Here is a 1,366-nt window from a genome sequence, read left to right on the forward strand (position 1 = left end):
GAGCCCTGGCCGCCCTGGCCGCCCTGGCTGCCCTGGCCGCGGGCGTCGCGGCGGCCGGTCTGCTCGTACGCCGCCGGCGCTGAGCCGGGCGTCCGCCCGCACCACACCCCCGCCGCCCCCGGCACGACCCGGGGCGCACCATCCGACAAGGAGTCCCCGCCGTGTCCCAACCCGTCGACACCGGACTGCCGCGCAGCACCGCGCACAGCCCCTCCTGGGCGATGCTCAACCGGCTGGCGCCGGGCACGGCGGCGATGAGCCCCGGCCGGCAGCAGGCCCCCGTCCCGGCACAGGCGGCGCCGATGGCGTCCGCCGGCACCGGGGCCGCGTACCAGCAGCCCGCTGTCCGCGAGCGGATCGACTTCTGCATCCCCTGCAACCCGTACTTCCCGACCCCCCACATGTTCGGGCGGCTGCGGGAGTCGCTGGAGACGATCCTGACCTACTACCCGAGCGACGCCGGCACGGTGACCGCGGAACTCTGCTCGGTGCTCGGCCTCAATCCGCAGACCGTCGCCATGGGCAACGGCTCCACCGAGCTGATCACCTGGATCGACCATCTGCTGGTCGGGAAGAGCCTCGCGATCCCCGTACCGACCTTCGGCCGGTGGACGGACCAGCCGCTGGAGACGGGCAAGCGCGTCGACATGTACCAGCTGCGGGAGGAGGAGGACTTCGTGCTCGACCTCCAGGGGTATGTGCGGTTCATCCGGCGCCGCGGCTCCCGGGTGGCCGTCGTGTGCAACCCGAACAACCCCGACGGCGGCTATCTGCGCCGGAGCCAGGTGGTGTGGCTGCTGGACGAACTGGCCGACCTGGACCTCGTCGTGATCGACGAGTCGTTCATCGACTTCGTGGACGCCGAGCGGGCGCCGTCCGTCGCCGACGAGGCCGCCATCCGGCCGAACGTCGTCGTGCTGAAGAGCCTCGGCAAGAACTTCGGGCTGCACGGCATCCGGTTCGGCTATCTCGTCGCCAACCCGGCCCTCGCCGGGACCGTCCGCCGGGCGCTGCCGAAGTGGAACCTCAACTCCTTCGCCGAGACGGTCGTTTTCATGCTGCGGGAGTACGGCGAGGAGTACCGGCATAGCCTCACCATGGTGTCGAGCGACCGGGCCAACATGGCGATGGCGCTCGCCGCGCTGCCCGAACTCGTGGTGTTCCTGTCCCAGGGCAACTTCCTGCTGGTCAAGCTGCCCGAGGGGGTGGACGGCGCGGTCCTGCGCGACCGGCTGCTCACCGAGCACGGCGTGTACGTCCGGGAGTGCGGCAACAAGCTCGGCAGCAGCAGCCGCTTCCTGCGCCTGGTCGTCCGGCCCCGCCCGGACGTCGACCGGCTGCTCGCCGGACTCCGGGCCTGCCTGTA

General features: G+C 71.7%; 1 protein-coding gene. It reads left to right on the forward strand.

Going from position 1 to position 1,366, the window contains the following annotated elements; genetic code table 11:
- Positions 1-302: 302 nt before the first annotated feature.
- The coding region (locus GCU69_RS05030) for a pyridoxal phosphate-dependent aminotransferase (protein WP_170315781.1) at positions 303-1,366 on the forward strand (1,064 nt) is incomplete at its 3' end.

It is taken from the genome of Streptomyces lycii (assembly GCF_009735685.1).
GTDB classification, from domain to species: Bacteria; Actinomycetota; Actinomycetes; order Streptomycetales; family Streptomycetaceae; genus Streptomyces; species Streptomyces lycii.